The 17,849-nt window shown below is 55.7% G+C and carries 12 protein-coding genes, 1 tRNA gene and 2 pseudogenes; 8 read left to right on the top strand and 7 right to left on the bottom strand.

The genetic code is table 11. From position 1 onward, the window contains the following. Positions 1–353 (top strand): glycerol-3-phosphate acyltransferase (locus M0974_RS23850; protein WP_297842737.1); only part of this gene is annotated, 353 nt, incomplete at its 5' end. 35 nt (positions 354–388) lie between these two features. On the opposite strand, the gene tsaD is transcribed toward M0974_RS23850, so the two are convergent. Then, positions 389–1,414 (bottom strand): tRNA (adenosine(37)-N6)-threonylcarbamoyltransferase complex transferase subunit TsaD, encoded by a 1,026-nt coding sequence (gene tsaD / locus M0974_RS23845; RefSeq protein WP_297842735.1) that lies wholly within the window; start codon positions 1,412–1,414, stop codon positions 389–391. 197 nt (positions 1,415–1,611) lie between these two features. Here tsaD and rpsU point away from each other — a divergent pair, with 197 nt between their 5' ends. The 6 genes from rpsU to M0974_RS23815 all read left to right on the top strand — a co-directional run bounded on the left by rpsU (position 1,612) and on the right by M0974_RS23815 (position 12,429). After that, on the top strand, positions 1,612–1,827 hold the full coding sequence (rpsU, locus tag M0974_RS23840) for a 30S ribosomal protein S21 (protein WP_002551877.1): 216 nt from the start codon (positions 1,612–1,614) through the stop codon (positions 1,825–1,827). 373 nt (positions 1,828–2,200) lie between these two features. Beyond that, on the top strand, positions 2,201–4,147 hold the full coding sequence (gene dnaG / locus M0974_RS23835) for a DNA primase (protein WP_297842730.1): 1,947 nt from the start codon (positions 2,201–2,203) through the stop codon (positions 4,145–4,147). Positions 4,148–4,214: 67 nt separating this feature from the next. Further along, complete coding sequence (gene rpoD, locus M0974_RS23830) at positions 4,215–6,065, top strand: RNA polymerase sigma factor RpoD (protein WP_297842728.1); 1,851 nt, start codon at positions 4,215–4,217, stop codon at positions 6,063–6,065. Positions 6,066–6,211: 146 nt separating this feature from the next. After that, positions 6,212–9,955 carry a bifunctional diguanylate cyclase/phosphodiesterase gene (locus M0974_RS23825; RefSeq protein WP_297842726.1) on the top strand — a complete coding sequence of 1,248 codons (3,744 nt, stop codon included), beginning with the start codon at positions 6,212–6,214 and terminating at the stop codon, positions 9,953–9,955. Between the two features lie 15 nt (positions 9,956–9,970). Beyond that, positions 9,971–10,047, top strand: a tRNA-Ile gene (locus M0974_RS23820). A gap of 462 nt (positions 10,048–10,509) precedes the next feature. Further along, positions 10,510–12,429, top strand: a complete 1,920-nt coding sequence (locus tag M0974_RS23815) for a methyl-accepting chemotaxis protein (RefSeq protein WP_297842721.1) — start codon at positions 10,510–10,512, stop codon at positions 12,427–12,429. 149 nt (positions 12,430–12,578) lie between these two features. Here the strand turns inward: M0974_RS23815 and M0974_RS23810 are convergent. After that, positions 12,579–12,740, bottom strand: a pseudogene (locus M0974_RS23810) (group II intron reverse transcriptase/maturase); the annotation flags it as partial. A 145-nt stretch (positions 12,741–12,885) separates the two neighbouring features. Between M0974_RS23810 and M0974_RS23805 the strand changes: the two are divergent. Then, positions 12,886–13,137, top strand: coding sequence for a helix-turn-helix domain-containing protein (locus tag M0974_RS23805; RefSeq protein ID WP_297842718.1), 252 nt, complete (start codon positions 12,886–12,888; stop codon positions 13,135–13,137). A gap of 120 nt (positions 13,138–13,257) precedes the next feature. Here M0974_RS23805 and M0974_RS23800 read toward each other — a convergent pair whose 3' ends face one another. The 5 genes and pseudogenes from M0974_RS23800 to M0974_RS23780 all read right to left on the bottom strand — a co-directional run. Next, the gene (locus M0974_RS23800) at positions 13,258–14,778 is read right to left on the bottom strand and encodes an NCS1 family nucleobase:cation symporter-1 (protein WP_297842716.1); all 1,521 of its coding nucleotides are present in this window, start codon (positions 14,776–14,778) and stop codon (positions 13,258–13,260) included. Positions 14,779–15,197: 419 nt separating this feature from the next. Further along, on the bottom strand, positions 15,198–15,494 hold the full coding sequence (csgH, locus tag M0974_RS23795; RefSeq protein ID WP_297842714.1) for a curli-like amyloid fiber formation chaperone CsgH: 297 nt from the start codon (positions 15,492–15,494) through the stop codon (positions 15,198–15,200). A 5-nt stretch (positions 15,495–15,499) separates the two neighbouring features. Continuing rightward, entirely contained in the window at positions 15,500–16,009 is a 510-nt protein-coding gene (locus M0974_RS23790) for a curlin-associated protein (protein WP_297842711.1), read from the bottom strand. Further along, on the bottom strand, positions 15,993–16,895 hold the full coding sequence (locus M0974_RS23785; protein WP_297842708.1) for a CsgG/HfaB family protein: 903 nt from the start codon (positions 16,893–16,895) through the stop codon (positions 15,993–15,995). The genes M0974_RS23790 and M0974_RS23785 overlap by 17 nt, the downstream gene beginning before the upstream one ends. Positions 16,896–16,945: 50 nt before the next feature. Continuing rightward, positions 16,946–17,849, bottom strand: a pseudogene (locus tag M0974_RS23780) (hypothetical protein); the annotation flags it as partial.

The raw sequence follows: 17,849 nt of genomic DNA, 5'->3' as shown, positions 1-17,849 counted from the left end.
TTGGCCTCAACCTGCAAGATCAAGCCTGGGTAGGACTTTGCGCGGTACTCGGCCATCTTTTTCCGGTGTACTTCCGCTTTCGAGGCGGCAAGGGCGTTGCAACGGCAGCCGGCATGTTGCTGGGACTGTACCCGCCTGCCGCCGCCGTCGCGATCTGCGCCTGGCTGCTGGTGTTGCTGTTGACCCGCACCAGCTCGCTGGCCGCCCTGATTGCCACCCCACTCGCCTTGCCGGTGCTGGCATGGCAACAACCAGAAGCGCTGCTGCCAATGAGCATCCTCACCGTACTTGTTGTCTGGCGCCACCGCGGTAATTTACGCGACCTGTTTGCAGGGCGCGAACGGCATTTTTAAATGTTCCGGATGAACCCGACTCAGATTGACACCCGTCACAACCCGGACAACTGCTCCATCGGCCACCGCGCTTGCACACTGATGTTCAACTCTTCTTTCTGCCCGGCCTGCAAACGCTGGCACCCGGCGAACGCGATCATCGCGCCGTTATCCGTGCAGAACTCTGGCCGTGCATAAAACACATTGCCATGCAGCTCCCCGAGCATTTTCTCCAACGACACACGCAACGCCTTGTTAGCGCTGACCCCACCGGCAATGACCAAGCGCTTGAGGCCGGCTTGCTTGAGGGCTCGCTTGCACTTGATGGTCAAAGTCTCTACCACCGCATGCTGGAAGGCCAGAGAGATGTCGCAGCGGGTTTGCTCACTGTCGTCTCCAGCGCTTTGGCGTTGCTGCCACGTATTCAGGGCGGAGGTTTTCAGACCACTGAAACTGAAATCCAGACCTGGTCGATCGGTCATCGGCCGTGGAAATACAAAGCGTCCAGGTACACCCTGACTTGCCAGCCGAGCGATTTCCGGACCGCCCGGATAATGCAGGCCCATCATCTTCGCCGTCTTGTCGAAGGCTTCACCCGCGGCGTCATCCAGGGTCTCGCCCATTAGCTCGTACTCACCAATGCCGTCGACCCGAACCAACTGCGTATGGCCGCCGGAGACCAATAAAGCGACGAACGGGAACTGCGGCGGATTCTCTTCCAGCATAGGCGCCAGCAGGTGTCCTTCCATGTGGTGCACGCCCAAGGCAGGAATCCCCCACGCGAATGCCAATGCCTGCGCACAGGAGGCACCAACCAATAGAGCGCCAACCAGGCCGGGGCCTGCGGTATAAGCAATGGCATCGATTTCGGTCGCGACACAGCCCGCTTCGGCCAATACTTGGCGGATTAAGGGCAGCATGCGCTTCACGTGATCCCTTGAAGCCAGCTCCGGCACAACACCGCCGTAAGCGCGATGCAGGTCTATCTGACTGAACAGAGCGTCAGCCAGCAAGCCTTTTTCACTGTCGTAAAGTGCGACACCAGTTTCGTCGCACGATGTCTCTAATCCCAGTACTAGCATGGGTTTGCGCCTTGTAGAGGCTGAATCGAAGGCGCGCATAATAGTCGTCGCTCCAGGCCCCGGCCAGCGCTTTTCGATCAGAGGCTTTGCATTCCTCTCAATGAGGGGTTAACATCCGCAACCCTTAAAAACCGACGTACTTAAGTGCAGTTTTTGCACCAGGCGTTGACCCCGGTAATGAAAGAAGGTAGCTCTGGATGCCAGCCGTCAAAGTTAAAGAGAACGAACCCTTCGACGTAGCTCTGCGTCGTTTCAAGCGCTCCTGCGAAAAAGCCGGTGTTCTGGCTGAAGTTCGTAGCCGCGAATTTTACGAGAAGCCGACTTCTGAGCGTAAACGCAAAGCAGCAGCCGCTGTTAAGCGTCACGCCAAGAAAGTTCAGCGCGAGCAGCGCCGCGCCGTTCGTCTGTATTAATTTACAGACATCCGTCGCACGCTTCTGCCACGCCCGGCCTAAAAGTCGGGCTGCCGGCAGTTGCACATCAAGCCTCATGATCCATTGACAGAGGCTGTCTAAGCCGCAGGTGCACGTCAACTGCGACTAAGACAAATCCCGTCAAGACACGTCTTGCTCTGACTCGACAACGACTCAGGTTGCATCGATCACGTCTACACTGACGACGACCAATGCACATGACGAGCACGCCTAATTGATCTTCGAAAGGAGCTCAATCAGGTAGCGTCTCTCAATGTCAGCTTAGTGAACACACTGGCTCGTAATGGCCAATGTCGCTGCGTATTAGTTTCGCCACGATTTTGCTGGCGGGCAGTCTGATGATGAGAACGCCATGGCCGGGCTAATTCCCCAAAGCTTCATTGACGACCTGTTGAACCGCACCGACATTGTCGATGTTGTCAGCTCACGTCTGCAATTGAAGAAAACCGGGAAGAACTACAGCGCCTGCTGCCCATTCCACAAAGAAAAAACCCCATCGTTCAGCGTCAGCCCCGACAAACAGTTTTATTACTGCTTTGGTTGCGGCGCAGGCGGTAACGCACTGGGCTTCATGATGGACCACGACAACCTGGACTTTCCTCAGGCCGTCGAAGAACTTGCTAAAGCCGCTGGCATGGAAGTGCCGCGCGAACAGAGCGTCAAAGGGCAAAAGCCCCGTCAGCCTACTGATTCACCGCTTTACCCCCTACTGACGGCAGCTGCCGAGTTTTACCGCCAGGCCCTGAAAAGCCACCCAACGCGCAAAGCCGCGGTGGATTACTTGAAAGGCCGGGGGCTGTCGGGAGAAATCGCCCGCGATTTTGGCCTTGGCTTTGCCCCGCCCGGCTGGGACAACCTACACAAACACTTGAGCAGTGACACGCTCCAGCAGAAGACCATGATCGATGCTGGCCTGCTGATTGAAAATGCCGAGACGGGCAAACGCTACGACCGCTTTCGCGACCGCGTGATGTTTCCTATCCGCGACAGTCGTGGACGAGTCATCGCTTTTGGCGGCAGAGTACTGGGTGACGACAAGCCCAAGTACTTGAACTCACCGGAAACGCCCGTATTTCATAAAGGACAGGAGCTGTACGGCCTGTTCGAAGCGCGAAAGTACAGCCGCAACCTTGACGAAATAATAGTCGTCGAGGGCTACATGGACGTCATCGCCCTCGCCCAACAGGGCTTGCGTAATGCCGTCGCCACGCTAGGCACCGCCACCAGCGAAGACCACCTCAAGAAACTTTTTCGGGTGGTGCCCAACGTACTGTTTTGTTTCGACGGCGATCAGGCTGGCCGCAATGCTGCCTGGCGCGCGCTAGAGGCCGCATTGCCGAGCCTTCAGGACGGACGCCGGGCACGATTTTTATTCCTGCCCGAAGGCGAAGACCCAGACACGCTGGTCCGTTCCGAAGGAACCGACGCGTTCAAGGCGCGGATCAACCAGCACGCACAACCGCTGGCTGACTACTTTTTCGAGCAGTTGACCAAAGAGGCCGACCCGCGCTCGCTGGAGGGTAAAGCCCACATGGCAACCCTGGCTGCGCCGCTGATCGACAAAGTACCGGGCGCCAATTTACGAACGCTGATGCGTCAGCGCCTAACTGAAATCACCGGACTCAACACTGAGGCCATGCATCAACTGGTGCAGAGCGCGCCGCAAGAAGCGCCACCCAGTTATGACCCGAATATCGATTACGACGCCATACCGGACTACGCTGACTTTCAGCCAGACAATGGTTATGAAGCGCAACCGGAGTGGACCAAGAAAGCCGGTAGTCAGAAAAAATGGGAAAAGAAACCTTGGGACAAGAAGGGCAAACGACCTGACTTCGAACCCCGCGGGCCCCGCACGCCAGCGACGGTAGAACCGCCAACGCTGACCGCACTGAGAACGCTCCTGCATCATCCGCAACTGGCCGAGAAAGTCGAAGATGCCAGCCACTTTGCTGCAGAAGATCATATTTACGCGCAATTACTGGTCGCTCTGCTCGAAGCACTGCAGAAAAATCCGAAGTTGCGTTCACTTCAACTGATTGCGCGCTGGCATGGCACAGAACAAGGCCGACTGTTACGCGCATTAGCAGAGAAAGAATGGCTGATTGAGGCCGATAACCTTGAACAACAGTTTTTCGACACTATAACTAGCTTATCCGCCCGCCAACGCGAGCGCAGCCTGGAACATCTAATCAGGAAAGCACGGCAATCCGAGCTAAGCGCAGAAGAGAAAACTCAACTACGCGACCTATTAATTCGTAATGTTCCTGCACAAAACCCGACCTCAACTGGCGCGTGAGGTCATAGCTCGGGTATAATCCTCGGCTTGTTTTTTGCCCGCCAAGACCTTCAGTGGATAGGGTGTTATGTCCGGAAAAGCGCAACAGCAGTCTCGCCTCAAAGAGTTGATCACCCGAGGTCGTGAGCAGGGTTACCTGACTTACGCGGAGGTCAACGACCACCTGCCCGAAGATATTTCAGATCCGGAGCAAGTGGAAGACATCATCCGCATGATTAACGACATGGGGATCAACGTATTCGAGAGTGCCCCGGATGCGGATGCACTCCTGTTGGCTCAAGCTGACACCGATGAGGCGGCCGCAGAAGAAGCGGCCGCAGCATTGGCGGCAGTTGAGACCGACATTGGTCGCACCACCGACCCCGTGCGCATGTATATGCGTGAAATGGGTACGGTCGAGCTTCTGACTCGTGAAGGCGAAATTGAAATCGCCAAGCGTATTGAAGAAGGCATCCGTGAAGTGATGGGCGCAATCGCGCACTTCCCTGGCACGGTTGACCATATTCTTTCCGAGTACACACGAGTTACGACCGAAGGTGGACGCCTTTCTGACGTTCTGAGCGGTTATATCGACCCGGACGACGGCATTGCGGCTCCGGCCGAGGTCCCACCTCCTGTAGATCCCAAAGCGGCGAAGCCAGAAGGCGACGACGACGAAGAAGAAGACAAGGAAGGTGCAACCGACGAAGAGGAAGAGGTCGAAAGCGGCCCTGACCCGATCATTGCTGCAGCGCGCTTCGGTGCGGTTTCCGATCAAATGGAAATCACCCGCAAAGCGCTGAAGAAGCATGGTCGTGGCAGCAAGCAAGCAACTGCCGAACTGGTAGAGCTGGCTTTGCTGTTCATGCCGATCAAACTGGTTCCTAAACAGTTTGAAGGCCTGGTCGAGCGTGTTCGCGGTGCACTAGAGCGCTTACGTGCTCAAGAGCGCGCAATCATGCAGCTGTGTGTACGTGATGCACGTATGCCTCGCGCCGATTTCCTTCGCCAGTTCCCAGGCAACGAAGTCGACGAAAGCTGGACCGACGCGCTGGCTAAAGGCAAAAGCAAATACGCTGAAGCCATTGGCCGCCTGCAAGTCGATATCCAGCGTTGCCAGCAGAAGCTGACCGCACTCGAAACCGAAACAGGTTTGAAGATTTCCGAGATCAAGGACATCAACCGTCGCATGTCGATCGGTGAGGCCAAGGCCCGCCGCGCGAAGAAAGAGATGGTTGAAGCGAACTTGCGTCTGGTGATCTCCATCGCCAAGAAGTACACAAACCGTGGCTTGCAATTCCTCGATCTAATCCAGGAAGGCAACATCGGCTTGATGAAAGCGGTGGACAAGTTCGAATACCGTCGTGGTTACAAGTTCTCGACTTATGCCACCTGGTGGATCCGTCAGGCGATCACTCGCTCGATCGCCGACCAGGCCCGCACCATCCGTATTCCGGTGCACATGATCGAGACCATCAACAAGCTCAACCGTATTTCCCGGCAGATGTTGCAGGAAATGGGTCGCGAACCGACCCCGGAAGAGCTGGGCGAACGCATGGAAATGCCCGAGGATAAAATCCGCAAGGTATTGAAGATCGCTAAAGAGCCGATCTCCATGGAAACGCCGATTGGTGACGACGAAGATTCGCACTTGGGTGACTTCATCGAAGACTCGACTATGCAGTCGCCAATCGATGTCGCCACGGTCGAAAGCCTCAAAGAAGCAACGCGCGAAGTACTCTCGGGCCTTACCGCCCGTGAAGCCAAGGTTCTGCGCATGCGCTTCGGCATCGACATGAATACTGACCATACGCTGGAAGAGGTCGGTAAACAGTTTGACGTAACGCGTGAGCGAATTCGTCAGATCGAGGCCAAGGCGTTGCGCAAGCTGCGCCACCCGACGCGAAGCGAGCATCTACGCTCGTTCCTCGACGAGTAAGCTTCACGCATAAGTAGATAGGCAACACCAAAACCCCCGGCTCGCTGGGGGTTTTGCATTCTGCAGAATTAAGTTCCTCCCGCCCCCCCACCTGCTTCGGCCCGACTACACTCGTCTCATTACCGACTGCCTATATTGAGGCTGCCATGTCACGACTGCCGGCCGTTTTCTTAATCTACATGTGCGGCGCGACAGTAACGGCTAACGCCCTGACTCTTTCCGATGAGGAGAAAGGCTGGCTTAGTTCACACAAAGAACTTCGTCTCGGAGTGGACGACTCGTGGCCACCCTTTGAGTTTCGCGACGCCCAAGGAAACTATCGAGGGCTTGCAGCAGAATACGTTTTGCTGATCGAAAAGCGACTCGGGATCACCTTGAAACCGATTGCGCAAAAGAGTTGGAATGAGGTGCTGAACAAAGCCAAAACGGGCGATATCGACCTGTTACCCAGCGCCATGTCAACACCCGAACGGCAGCGGTATCTGGCGTTTACCCTGCCCTATCTGGATTTTCCGATCGTCATCCTCGCCCACAAAGGTGGCGTACAGCCGCGCAATCTAAACGATCTCGAAGGCCTGAAGGTCGCAGTCGTCGACAATTACGCGCCCCACGAACTCCTGCGCGCCCAGCACCCCGAACTTCATCTGACGCCATTACCCAACGTCGGCTCGGCCTTAAAGGCCTTGGCTATGGGCGAAGTCGATGCGGTGGTAGGTGATTTGGCGTCCAGTGTCTGGAGCCTGCGCCAGTTAAATCTCGAAGGCATTTATGTCAGTGGTGAAACGCCCTACCGCTACCAACTGGCAATGGCAGTTCCGCGAGAGCAAAAGATATTGCTCGGCATTCTGAACAAGACGTTTGCAGACTTGAGCCCTACAGACATCAGCAGCATTCAAGAGCGCTGGGTTGGAGGCACAATCCACCACCCGAGGTTCTGGCGGGGTTTTCTTTTCTATGGCCTCCCAGGCCTGTTATTGCTGTCCATCGTGTTGGTTGTGGTGATTCGCATCAACCGCCGCCTGAGTTCGGAAATCGCCCGCCGCGTCGCACTGGAACAAGAACTGCGCACCAGCGAATACCATTACCGCGGGCTGGTAGAGAGCCTTTCGGCCATTGCTTGGGAGGCAAACGTAGTTGATTACACCTACAGCTACGTATCACCTCATGCGGTAAACCTGCTTGGTTACTCACTGGCTCGCTGGCTCGAGCCTGGCTTTTGGCACAGCATTGTGCACCCGGCAGATGTCGTGCAAGCGCAACGCTTTTGTGATCAGGAAACCCGTCTAGGCCGGGGCCATAGCCATGATTACCGCGTCTATCGAGCGGATGGCAAGGTCATCTGGATTCGTAATATCGTCAGTTTGATCGAGCATGGCCAAGTAAAAGTAATGCGCGGCCTGATGATCGACATCAGTGAAACCAAGCAAACCGAGAATGCCCTTCGTTTGTCCGAAGGAAAGTTCGCCTCGGTGTTCACTCAATGCCCGGATATTTTAGTTATTGCCCGGCTATCCGACGGATGCATCCTTGAGGTAAACAAAGCATTCGAAGAACAGATAGGACTTGCAGCAGACCAAGTCATCGGCAAAACCCCTACCGAATTGAATATCTGGGGCATTCCAGGCATCGGTCCAAGCCTTCTGATGCGCCTGCAGAGTGGCAGCATTCGCAACCTTGAACTGCCCTTTCGACGCGTCGATGGCCGCTTGTTCACCGGACTGATCTCGGCCGAAACCTTCGACCTCGACTCTACCCCGGCGTTGGTGGTGGTAGTTCGTGACATCAGCCCACTTAAAGACGCGCAACAGCAACTGCAAATCTCTGAGGAGAAGTTTGCCAAGGCGTTTCACTCATCGCCAGACGGCATGCTCATCACCCGCCTGAGCGACGGTCTGTTAATCGAAGTCAACGACGGCTATACCCACATCACAGGCTACAGCGGCGCGATGTCACTCGACCGCTCGACCATCGATCTCGGTATATGGGCCAACCTTAAACAGCGAGACATGATGCTCACGCTGCTTCAGCGCGATGGCTACGTGCGTGACTTCATTAGCCATATACGCCGCAAGGACGGAGAGATAAGGCTGTGTGAGGTTTCTGCAAGGCCGCTGCCCATTGGCGGTGAAAGCTGCATGCTGACCATTGCCCGCGACATCACCGAGCGCCAACAGATGCAAGAAAAGCTGCTGTTGGCCGCCACCGTATTCGAAAGCACCGCCGAAGGTGTGTTGATCACTGACACCCTGCAGAACATCAATGCAGTGAACCGTGCCTTCACCGAGATTACCGGCTACAGCGAACAAGAAGCCTTGGGCATGACACCGCGCCTACTCGCATCGGGCCAGCATGACAGCGCGTTTTATGCAGCCATGTGGTACCAACTGACCGCCGAGGGTCATTGGCAGGGCGAAATCAGTAACCGTCGCAAAAACGGTGAGTTGTACCCGAGCTGGCTTACCATCAGCGCTGTGCGAAATCCGGAGCAGGTGGTCACGCATTTCGTTGCAGTGTTCGCAGATATCTCAAGCCTCAAGCACGCGCAAGCCAGTCTCGACTATCAGGCGCACCACGACCCCCTCACCGGCCTGCCCAATCGCACCCTGTTCGAAAGCCGCCTGCAAACTGCGCTCTGCCATAGTCAGGAAGCCAGCGGCCAAGGCGCCGTACTTTTCCTCGATCTAGACCGCTTCAAGCACATCAACGACAGCCTAGGCCATCCAGTGGGCGATCTGTTGCTCAAAGGCATCGCCCAGCGCCTCAAAGAACAGCTGCGCGACGTGGACACTGTCTCGCGCCTAGGGGGCGATGAATTCATCATTCTGCTGCCCGGTCTGGCGCACGCCAATGACGCAGAAATCGTCGCAAACAAGCTATTGGCGTGCTTCAGCGCGCCATTCCAAGCGGGCGAACATGAGTTTTTCATCAGTGCCAGCATTGGCACCTGCCTGTTCCCTGCCGACGGCAATGATGTGGCGACGCTGATTAAAAACGCCGACGCCGCGATGTACCGCTCCAAAGCCAAGGGCCGTAACCGGGTGGAAAGCTACACCCGCGACCTAACCGCCCAGGCCAGCGAACGGATCGCGCTGGAGCATGAACTCAGACGCGCCATCGAGCGCAACCAGTTCACCCTCTGCTATCAACCGAAACTCAGCTTGCTGTCCCAACGTTTGGTGGGCGCAGAAGCACTTCTTCGTTGGCGTCACCCGACCTTTGGCGACGTGCCGCCCGAGCACTTCATCCCTCTGGCCGAAGAAAACGGCACGATCATGCAAATCGGGGATTGGGTGCTGGAAAACGCCTGCCGGCAGATGTGCGAGTGGAATAAAACCTACAAACCGTTTGGCCCACTCTCGGTGAACCTCGCAGGCGCACAGCTGCGCCAGCCCAACCTTCTACAACGCATCGAGCAATTGCTCAAAGAGTGCAACCTGCGCCCCGGCTGCCTGCAACTGGAGATCACCGAAAACTTCATCATGAGCCAAGCCGAAGAAGCGCTGGCCGTGCTGCACAAGCTGAAAAAAATCGGCGTGCAGCTGGCCATCGACGACTTCGGCACCGGCTACTCCTCGCTCAGCTACCTGAAGCGCTTGCCGCTGGACATCCTCAAGATTGACCAGTCTTTCGTTCGCGGCTTACCCGACGATCCCCACGACGCCGCCATCGTCCGCGCCATCATCGCCCTCGGCCGCAGCATGCAACTGACCGTCATCGCCGAGGGTGTTGAAACCGAAGAACAGCAGGAATTCCTCGCCCTGGAAGGCTGTGAACAGATCCAGGGATACATCGTCAGCCTGCCGCTTCGCGCCGAAGAATTCTGCGCGAAATTTCTTCGTATGAATGTTTCGGACTTTTCGGATAGCACAGCCGAGAAACCATCGCTATAATCCGCGACCTACTGAGGGCCTATAGCTCAGTTGGTTAGAGCAGGGGACTCATAATCCCTTGGTCGTAGGTTCGAGTCCTACTGGGCCCACCATCTTGAAAGCCGCGCATTGCGCGGCTTTTGGCGTTTTAGGGCTCTGAAAATGCCGGGCTTGAACATTGCCAAAAAGGTAAAACGTCCAAAAACCGTCCACACCTGAAAACTTTCACCCGAAAATAACCCCCGACTCTTCGGGGATTTTCGGGGCGCCCGCTGTTTTTCCCTTCTTCTTTTTCATCCCCAAAGTGGCAAGCGGGTTCGGCTCAACTCTGGGCATCGACAACGTCATACAAAACGATACCCTCCCGACACGTCGACAAGTGGTACGGGTGTATCTGCTCAACATCATTGATCGCCGATCCATGGAATTTGAGACGGCTAGGCACTCCGAGCGCCAACGATCCGTTCCGAGGCTCTACTTTCGACTAATGTGGTCGATAACCAATCTTATGGACTGCTAACTCGAGGACAAGAACGTCTTCACGAGTTTAACTTTATGAGCACAGAGGAAATATTATGTTCTCAGTGATTAGCAGGATGCTGGAAAACATCAGCGTTAGATCCAAGCTCACCTTGGGCTATGGCATGGTGCTGGTGTTGACGATACTGATAGCCTTGGCCGGGTGGTCAGGAGTCCAGTCGTTAAGTGAGCGCGGCGACAGGGTTCTGGACATCGCTAAACTGAACGACTTGGCGAGGGACACGCGGATTGGGCGCTTGTCTTACACCCTGAATTACGATGCAGAACATGAGGCGGTGGTGGTCAAGCTGCTGGACAACCTGGACAGTCATCTGACCTACAGCCGTTCAGTTTTTGATTCGGCGCTCGATATTCCCCACATTGAATCAGCCACTGAGTCGGTGAAGCGTTATCGCGCGCACTTCACAGACTTTACCCAGGCCATTCAGGCTCGCGAGGCGACGCGCGCAGTTTTTGGCAATAATGCCGACGCTGCAGTGGCTGAACTGCACAAGCTTGAAGGCAGTGTCGCTTTAAACGCTGGCGACCCAATACAAGTTGCTGCTGTGGTAAAAGCCCAAGCGTTAGTCGAACAGGCACGGTTTCAAGTTCGCGGGTACACCTACAGTCTCAAAGCCGAACTCGAAGAGCCCGCCAAAAAAGCTATTGATGAAGCCAGCGCCTACACAAAAACCGTCGGTGAACTTCTGCCAGGCGCACAGGCAGATAGTGTGCAGCGCCTGCAGGCAGCGCTCGTTACTTACCGATCGACTGTTGGCCAGTTCAGTGATGCCCAAGCCAAGGCTGGCAAGGCACAACAGGCTCTCAATGATGACATCACGAGCCTTTTTGCAGCCAGCAAGGCACTGGCGCAGAACCAAGCCGACCTGCGTGGCCAAGATGTTCTGGGCGCGCGAAACCTACTGAGTGGAGCGACCCTTGGCGCCTTACTGCTTGGTATTCTGGCTGCCTGGCTCATAACGCGCCTGATCGTTGGCCCATTAATGGAAACCCTCCGCAGTGCCGAGCAGGTGGCCAATGGCGACCTGACGAATGATCAAGTGGTGTCACGTCGAGACGAGCTTGGCATGTTGCAACACAGCATGCAGCGCATGACGATCAATCTGCGTGAGTTGATCGGTGGGCTGCGCGACGGTGTAATCCAGATTGCCAGCGCTGCCGAGGAGCTTTCGACCGTCACGGAGCAGACCAGCTCAGGGGTGAACAGCCAGAAGATCGAAACTGACCAGGTGGCCACGGCCATGAATGAAATGGCCGCCACCGTCCAAGAGGTGGCACGTAACGCCGAGAACGCTTCCGATGCAGCGGTCAACGCCACTCGTGAAGCACGCGAAGGTAATGAAGTGGTCCGCCAGGCCATAGTTCAGATCGAACGTTTGGCTACCGAGGTAGGGAGTTCGACTGTAGCGATGACGGACCTCCAGCGTGAAAGCGACAAAATTGGAAGCGTCCTGGATGTGATCAAGTCCGTTGCTCAGCAGACCAATCTACTGGCGCTCAACGCCGCCATCGAAGCAGCTCGTGCCGGAGAGGCCGGCCGAGGGTTCGCCGTGGTCGCTGATGAAGTACGCAGTCTTGCTCAGCGTACCCAGACCTCCACCGAAGAGATCGAACAGCTGATCACCGGTTTGCAAAGCGGTACCCAGCAAGTGGCAAGCATCCTTGAAAACAGTCGTTTGTTGACAGACAGCAGTGTCGAGCTGACCCGCCGTGCGGGTGTTTCACTGGGCGGCATCACACGCTCGGTGTCGACCATCGAGTCAATGAATCAACAGATTGCCGCTGCCGCTGAGCAGCAGAGCGCAGTAGCCGAAGAGATCAATCGCAGCGTTATCAACGTCCGAGATATTTCTGAGCAGACATCAGCTGCCAGTGAAGAAACGGCAGCGTCCAGCGTCGAACTGGCCCGCTTGGGGGTTCATCTGCAGGCGATGGTCGGAAAATTCAGACTGTAATGTCTCAAATGCCAGAATGGTCTTGCCTCCCACTCTCACGCTGTGTTCCGCGAGGGGGAAACCCGCATGGCTTTAGTCAATCCACACCTCTAATTTGGGCGCCATCATAGCGCCCGATGAAGGTGTCCAGAATCATTAGGCCAGCTCGGCGGGTCGAAAATTGACGTGAGCTGTTGCAGCAATACCTGCTGGATCAGTCGATCTACTACAGTGGGAACGCCCAAGTGGCGAGTTCCGCCTTTGGATTTGGGGATGTCGACGGCGCGTACGCCTTGTGGGTGATACTCGCCTGCCGGCAGCCTGGCCTTGACCTGACCGTCCCAGTGCGCCGCTAGCAATCGAAAACCCTTCGCTTCAAACGGACCACTCGTCCCTGTTTTGATAACGCCTCATTTGGCCATCCACCAAATGTACCGTATACGTTACCTTACTATTTTAAAGTAACGTATACGAGACATGGACATATCAACCCTCTCGCAGCGACTGAGCCGACAGATACGTGAGAAACGCCTCAATCGTGGCCTCACCCAGGCTGCGCTTGCCGAACTTGCGGGCCTGCCTCGGCAGAAGGTAATCGCCATCGAAAAGGGCAGCCTGTCAGTAGCCATGAATGCCTATGCGCGAGTGCTGGTCGCGCTGGACTGCGAATTGACTGTTGTCCCCGCCGCCATGCCTACGCTCGATGAGATAGAGGGCCTGCTCGAATGAGGACTACTGCCCTGCAGGTCAGCACCCCACAAGGGGCGAGCGGCAGCGTGCTGAGTGGCGCCGAAGACTACATTTTCCGTTACCCCGCTTCATATGGCGCACACCTCTACTCAACTATTTTCAATGCGAAGCGTTGTCCACCGCAATCGACTCACCACTCACATCCGCAAACACCTGATGCCGATCGCTGATTAGCAGATACACAGCTGCCGCAATGGCAGCGCCAAACAGCCAAGAAAAAGCGGACACGGCAGCAAAAGCCGGAACCAACGCCAGCGCGATGGCAATCACTGCCGCAGGAACAAAAGCGGCCACTGCCTTTGGGTTGACCCCATGACGGTAATGATAAGCACCATCGCAAGCCTCACTGTACAGCTGTGGGACGTCGACTTTGCCTCGGCGCAGCAGCCAGTAATCGGCCGTGATAATGCCGTACAACGGGCCGAGCAAAGCGCCCAGTCCGGCTAGAAAATACACAATCACAACGGGGCTGTTGTACAAATTCCACGGCAGTATCAGCACGGCTACGCTTGCGCTTATCAGGCCCGCACGACGGAACGTCAGCAAGCGCGGGGCCAGGTTGCTCAGTACGAAGGCAGGTGCGACGAAGTTGGCCATGATGTTCACCGCCACGGTGACGATCAGAAATGCAAGGCAGGCCAGCACTAGAAAGAAAGTGCTGGGAATCGATTGAATAATTTCTGTGGGGCTTTGGATGACGTGCCCGTCGATGGAGAATTGCGCGCCGCACAGCATCACGGTGATGACCGCAAACGCCAGAATGTTCACCGGCAACCCCCAGAAGTTGCCGAGGCGAATGCAGCGGCGAGACGGCGCTGAGCGGGCAAAATCGCAGAAATTGAGGATCAGCGTGCCGTAGATCGTCAGCCACAGAGCGCCACCCGCAAAAATATTGCGCCACATCTCGGCGCCTTGCAGCGGCTCGCGGGTCGACCACGCCACCTGTCCATCAACGTGCATGTACATCCAGATGGCGAGGCTGGCCACGGTCAGGAGGATGATCGGACCGGCAAATGCTTCGTAGCGACGCACCATCTCCATGCCATAGGCCAGGATCGCCAGTTGAACCAGCCAGATGCTGATAAAGCAGACCCAACCCAGGCTCGACAACCCCAGAATCAGGTTGTGGTCATAGGACCCGAGGCTGGGCGCTACGGCAGTCAGCAACACCCTTAGCACTACCGAGGCTAGATACGTTTGAATGCCGAACCAGGCGATGGCGATCACTGCGCGGATTAATGCTGGCACCTGCGCACCATAGATACCGAAGCTTATGCGGCTAATGACCGGGAACGGTACGCCGGTTTTCTGGCCCATATAGCCGGACAGGTTCATGAAGAAATACACCAGTCCCGCGCCGATCAGCAGCGACATGAGAATCTGCCAACCACCTAAACCCAAGGCGTAGAGGCCCATGGCGAAGGAGTAGTTGGCAATGTTGTGCACGTCGTTGGTCCACAGGGCAAAGATGCTATAGCCGCCCCAGCGCCGCCCTTCGATTCGCGTGGGCGCTAAATCGGGGTTGTGCAGTCGTGGACTGAGCGCTGGATTGCTGGTCGTAGGGGAAGGATCGGCAGAGGTAAAATTGAGGCTGGATTCGACAGGGCTGTGGAGCTGCATCAGGGTGTGACTCCCGCGTATTGTATTTATTTTTGTATACGAATGGATCGTCTATTGAGCCCAATACTGTACCAAGACAAATTTTGTCGCCAGCGGTTTATTGTAGGATGATAAGTGCCACATATTTAATTCATTGATAAATAAAAGAAATAATATTTTTAAGGGCATAACTCGGAAGACTGAGACAAATTCTATGCTCAGTTATTAGGCGGAAATTGTATACAACGCTGACGACACACAGCCGAGTTCACATCCCAGTAAAAACCCGGCACTTGGCCGGGTTTAGAAAAAGCTGTGATGAGGTAAGCGCGGTGGTGAGGAACCACGACGCACCTTCGACAGGCCGCACGAAGAAGGCTGTCCGACACCGGGTCAATCCCTGCTCCGAACGCCGTATGAGGTTACTTGAACGAGAGTAACTACCCTTCGCAAGCGTTCTCAATTTCTTTAACCAGCGTCTCGTTCTGGAAAACCTCCAGGTGCACCTGACACGTCGCACCGGCGGGCAGGCTTAGCCTTATGCTAGAGGACGGGGTGCCATTGTGAATGTCACCCTGCTGATTAATAGTTGAGTTCCCCGCGGCGCTGCTTTGGCGCACAGTCATTCGGTACTGCAATGTCAAAGGCGTCGGGTTTTCGATATGCGGACGAATCATCACAACCCCGCCGTTGCGCTGGGTATCGATCGACACGGCCAGTTGGGAAAAGTCCATCATCCTGCTCACCTCTGCGTCACGTTGGCGCTCATGTTGTTGCCGTACTGGGTAACCGAGACCGTGCCGCCAAATCCGGACTGACTCACTGAAGCCTGGTTGGCCTGGCCATATTGACCGACGAACGCTTGGTTGTACGAACCGCTCTGGATCACGTTGGCAGCGTTATTGGTGCCTTGCTGGGCGACCCCAGCCTGGTTATAGCGACCGGACTGGTTAATATCCAGCCCGTTGCTCAATCCCGTTTGTTGCGCCGAGATCACGTTTCTTGCGCCACTTTGGGCAATTACCGCCTCATTGCGATTACCGACTTGGCTTTGGGTCAGCCGTTGAGCGGAGCCGCCCTGATCTACCTGTGTCTGGTTATTCGAGCCGATTTGCGAAATGGTGGCAACGCTGCCGCCCCTCGTGATGTCGGCATAGCGAGGTTCGGACACAAGGTCAGCCGCCTGACACGCTGCGCTGGTGACAAAAAGCGCCACGGCCAACAGCCAAAACCGCTTATTTTTGAGTGCCATTTTTATCTCCGTTTGGCAGCAATTCTCGTTCGGAAGCAGTCATCGGTATTGTCGTGGTCTGCTCGTCGTAGCTTTTCAGGTAGCCTTGAAGCAACGGCTTGTTGAGATCGTCCGGGTTTTTCAAGCGCCAGCTACCGTCTTTCGCGCCTTGGGCGATCAAGTGAATCAATGCGGTTTCTATAGCTTCGCGTACACATTGCTGTACGGGTTCGTTACGCGAGAAACCGGTTTCGACTTCCAGCAGATGCTGCAGCGAGACGAAGCGGAACAGACCGAAGTCCACCTGAATCGAAAATATGGTCTTGGTGGTCGTGATGCTTTGTATGATCTCGCCGCTACGGATGTCGACCGCACGCAGGTTGATCGTTACCTGGTCTTGCCGGTACAGCTCAGATGGCCCCACCCCGAGGTAGCGCACGCCAATACCGCCGGTTCGCACGTTGCTTTCATAGGCGACGATAGCGCCTTCAATCAACATGTTGGCCGGCCGTAGTGCTGGCAACTGGACCTGAGCTTTGTCTTGCGGTTGCTCTAACGCACGAATGATTTTGCGTTCAGTGAGCAGGTCTTGCAGGTTTTCGCGTTCCACCGGTTTGAACCAGCGCGAATCGCGTAGCGCAGTGATCAAGAGCGATGCAGCACCCTGGCTCACCGATGTAGAAAACGAACTGTCTGGCGACGGTTTGTATTGACCTGTCTGGTCGCGCAAGCCATAGACCGCCACGGCAATAGGACCGGCAGGGGCTGGCAGGTTAGTTAAATCACGCAAGCTTTGTGTAGGGGGCGACAGGGTAGCTGGGGAAAAGGTCGACGCAGGTCGAGTGTTCACACAGCCAGCAAGTAGCATTACGGCGAATACAATCAATGGTATCAAGCGGGCGCGCATTACTTTCCTCCAATGGAAACCCGCCGGGACAACCGGCGGGGTAGAACAACTTAGTGCTGGAGGATCGTGGCAACGTTGCCGCCGCCGACAGTTTGGCTAACGCTAGCAACCAAGTTATTACCCGATTGAGTCAAGGCCACAGTGTTAGTGCTACGGCTGCCGTTGCCAGTCTGGTAGACAGAAGCAGAGTTATTGTTGCCGCCATTTTGCGTCAAAGTAATGTCGTTAGATTTATTGGATTGGCTGGTATAAGCGTAGTCACCGGTACCGTTCTGGCTAACATCAGCCTTCAAATCACTACCCGTCTGGTACAGGTTGGCGGTGTTGAAGTCACCCGACTGGGTCGCTTTGGCTGAGCTATCAAAAGCGGAAACTTGCTGCACATAACCGGTGTTGTTGTTGCCACCTTGTGTGAGGGTGGCCTTAACACCGACGCTGCCTTGCTGATAAATCGAACCTGTGTTGCCGTTACCTGTTTGACCGAGGGAAGCCGTCGTAAAGAGGTTGTTTTGCTGATTGACTGAGCCAGTGTTGTAGCTACCGCTCTGAGTAATGCCAGCACTCGATAATCCGTTACCGCTCTGGGTCACTGTGGCGGTGTTGTTGGTGCCGCCATACCCAACAGCATTTTGGGAAATAGATGCAGTTGTGAGCACGTTGGTGTCTTGAGCGATGTTGGCATTGCTCCAACCGCCACCTTGGATAAGGTTGGCAGTTTGGCCGCCTGAGCCAGTTTGAGTGATGCCAGCATTGTTGTTATTGCCGGACTGATTAGCAGCGGCAGTGTTGTTGTCGCCTGTCTGGTTGATGTTCAGGGCACTGTAGGAAGCAGTCTGGGAAATCGGGACACCTTTAGTGACGATACTGCTGATGGATCTATCATTGGAACCTGATCTGCCGGCAGTGGTGGCAGTGCCGGCAGTGTTGCTGTTGCCATTTTGGTTAATGGTCAGC

Source organism: Pseudomonas sp. (genome assembly GCF_026224925.1).
GTDB lineage: Bacteria > Pseudomonadota > Gammaproteobacteria > Pseudomonadales > Pseudomonadaceae > Aquipseudomonas.
This window is presented reverse-complemented; position numbering and strand designations above follow the sequence as displayed.